Below are 2,794 nucleotides of genomic sequence, written 5' to 3'. Positions count from 1 at the left end.
CCGCCCGCCCTGTGTCCACCCGCCCCAGCGTGCTCTCCCGCGCCACCAACCGGTGCGCCGCCCGCACCTCCACCCCCGCGACCTCCTACGTACCCCGCCCCAACCCCATCCCCAAAAGCACCCGCTCCACCGCCGTCACCGCGATCGCCTCCTTGTCCGGCGACACCGTGCTGATCGTCGGGTTCGAGTACCGGCCCTCCTCGATGTCGTCGTACCCGATCAGCGCCACGTCCTCCGGCACCCGCACCCCGCGCTCCAGCGCCGCGTGCAGCGCCCCCAGCGCCACCAGGTCGCTGTAGCAGAACACCGCGTCCGGCGGGTCCGAGCGGTTCAGCAGGCGGCGCATCGCGCCCGCCCCGTCGGCCCGGTTGAACCTCGGCGTGCCGATCACCAGGGCCTCGTCCACCTCCAGCGCGGCGTCCAGGTGGGCCTGGCGGAACCCGGTGGTGCGCAGCTGCGCGGCCTCCCCGGTCGGGTAGGGCTGGTCGCCTATCGCGGCGATCCGCCTGCGCCCCAACGAGATCAGGTGCGCGGTCGCCTCGCGCGAGGCCGCCACGTCGTCGATGCCCACGTGGTCGAACGAGCCCGCCGCCGACCGCTCGCCCAGCACCACCAGCGGCAGCGTCGGGTCGGCGTCGCCCAGGTCGCGCTGCGCGAGGCCGAGCGGGCTGAAGATCAGGCCGTCGAACGTGAAGCCCCGCGCCCGCCTGCGGATCAGCTCGCGCTCGTGCTCCGGGTCGCCGTCGGTCTGGTCGATCAGCACGTTGTAGCCGCCCGCGCGCGCCCTCGGGATGATGCCCTGCAGCAGCTCGGAGAAGTACGGGGTGTCCAGGTACGGCACGACCACCGCGATCTGCCCCGACCGCCCGCGCGCCAGGTTCCGCGCCACCACGTTCGGCCGGTAGTCCAGCTCCGCGATCGCCTCCTCCACCTTCGCGCGGGTGGCCTCGGTGACCGGCGCGTAGCCGTTCACCACGTTCGACACGGTCCTCGGCGACACCCCGGCGAGCCGGGCGACGTCGCGCAGGGTGGCCTCGCGCATCTCGCTCCTCGTGATCGCAACCGGTGGCCGAGTGTGCTCCGAGCCCCCGCTCGGCGACAACCCCGGCCACGGGACTGCGCACGTCCGTAGCGGCTTCATTTCGTCCGTGTGACGTCTTGCAGCGCGGCAGAGCGGCCACCATAGTGCTTTGCAGCGCAGCAAGACGTACCTCCTGCACACCGCCGCCCTGGTGACAGAAAGGCGCTGCCATGCGCGGAAGCCCGTTCAAGACCGCATCGCTGCTCGCCGCCGCCCTCCTCGCCGCAACAGCCGTCACGGCCTGCGGGAGCGATGAGGGCGGACCGGGCCCGGACGGCAAGATCCACGTCTCCGTGTGGGCGTGGTACCCGGAGTTCAAGGGCGTCGTGGACGCCTTCAACGCCTCGCACGACGACATCCAGGTGGACTGGACCAACGTGGGCACGGGGCCCGACCAGTACGCCAAGCTCAAGACCGCGTTCACGGCGGGCAAGGGCGCGCCGGACGTCGCGCAGGTCGAGTTCCAGCAGATCCCGACGTTCGTCATCCTCGACGCGCTCGCGGACATGGGCGAGCACGGGGCCAACGAGGACGAGGGGCTGTACGCGGAGTGGGCGTGGAGCCAGGCCACGGACGGGGACAGGGTCTACGCCATCCCGGTCGACGGCGGGCCGATGGCGCTGATGTACCGCAAGGACCTGTTCGAGCAGAACGGCATCCCGGTGCCGAGGACGTGGGACGAGTACCGGAGCGCGGCGGAGCGGATCAAGGAGGTCGACCCGAACGGGCACATCGCGAGCTTCGGCAGCGACGGCGGGTGGATCAACGGGTTGATGTGGCAGGCGGGGTGCAGGCCGTACGGGTACTCGCGGGCCAAGGCCCGCGACGAGGTGCGGATCAGCCTGACCAGCCCGGAGTGCGTGAAGGTGGTGGAGTTCCACGGCGACCTGGTGTCGCGCGGGTTGATGGCGAAGGACCCGTTCTTCACGGCTGACGCGACCGCGGCGCTGGACTCGGGGAAGTACTGGACGTGGGCCGCGGCGGGGTGGACGCCGGGGTACGTGGCCGGGTCGCTCAAGAACACGGCCGGGAAGTGGGCGGTGGCGCCGATGCCGCAGTGGGACCCCGGTGCGGACGAGCAGGGGGACTGGGGCGGGTCGACGTTCGCGGTCACCAAGCAGGCGCGCGACGCGGAGGCCGCGACGACGGTGGCGCGGGAGCTGTTCGGGAAGTCCGAGGCCGCCTGGGACATCGGGTTGAACAAGGCGTTCCTGTACCCGCTGGTGAAGGACGTCGCGGCGAGCGCGGAGTTCACCGGGAAGGCGTACGACTTCTTCGCGGGGCAGAAGGTGAACGAGATCTTCGTGCCGGTGTCGGACAAGCTGGGGGAGTTCCAGTACACGCCGTTCCAGGACTTCGTGTTCGGTGACCTGAACGACCGGAGCGCGGAGGCGATGGCCGGGACCCGGCCGTGGAGCGAAGTTCTTCCGGAGACGGAGAAGAACGTCGTCGCGTACGCGGAGAAGCAGGGCTTCCGGGTGACGCGGTGAGCGGCGTGCCGCGGGGCCGCCGGTGGAGCACCGCGCACCCGGTGGCGGGGATGCTGTTCGTGCTGCCGTTCTTCGTGGTGGTGCTGGTCTTCCTGGTGGCGCCGCTCGCCTACGCCTTCTGGCTGAGCCTGTCGACGCGGAGCCTGGCGGCGGGGACGCGGTTCAGCGGGCTGGACAACTACGTGCGGGCGTTCACCGATCCGGTGCTGCTCGACGGCGCGCT

General features: G+C 71.3%; 2 protein-coding genes and 1 pseudogene. 2 read left to right on the top strand and 1 reads right to left on the bottom strand.

Annotation, left to right across the window (positions count from 1 at the left end; all coding sequences use genetic code 11):
* Nucleotides 1-85: 85 nt before the first annotated feature.
* The gene (locus ACTUAL_RS30415; RefSeq protein WP_440902645.1) at nucleotides 86-1,042 is read right to left on the bottom strand and encodes a LacI family DNA-binding transcriptional regulator; all 957 of its coding nucleotides are present in this window, start codon (nucleotides 1,040-1,042) and stop codon (nucleotides 86-88) included.
* Between the two features lie 209 nt (nucleotides 1,043-1,251).
* On the opposite strand from ACTUAL_RS30415, the gene ACTUAL_RS30410 reads away from it, so the two are divergent.
* Both ACTUAL_RS30410 and ACTUAL_RS30405 read left to right on the top strand, forming a co-directional pair.
* Nucleotides 1,252-2,571, top strand: coding sequence for an ABC transporter substrate-binding protein (locus ACTUAL_RS30410; RefSeq protein WP_096492461.1), 1,320 nt, complete (start codon nucleotides 1,252-1,254; stop codon nucleotides 2,569-2,571).
* Nucleotides 2,568-2,794, top strand: a pseudogene (locus ACTUAL_RS30405) (carbohydrate ABC transporter permease); the annotation flags it as partial. The gene ACTUAL_RS30410 and the pseudogene ACTUAL_RS30405, both read left to right, overlap by 4 nt.

The sequence above is a fragment of the Actinosynnema sp. genome, assembly GCF_052038725.1.
This window is presented reverse-complemented; position numbering and strand designations above follow the sequence as displayed.

Bases quoted from the DNA above. Each gene is read 5' to 3' on its own strand.
- ACTUAL_RS30415 (WP_440902645.1), bottom strand. From the start codon at position 1,042: ATGCGCGAGGCCACCCTGCGCGACGTCGCCCGGCTCGCCGGGGTGTCG.
- ACTUAL_RS30410 (WP_096492461.1), top strand. From the start codon at position 1,252: ATGCGCGGAAGCCCGTTCAAGACCGCATCGCTGCTCGCCGCCGCCCTC.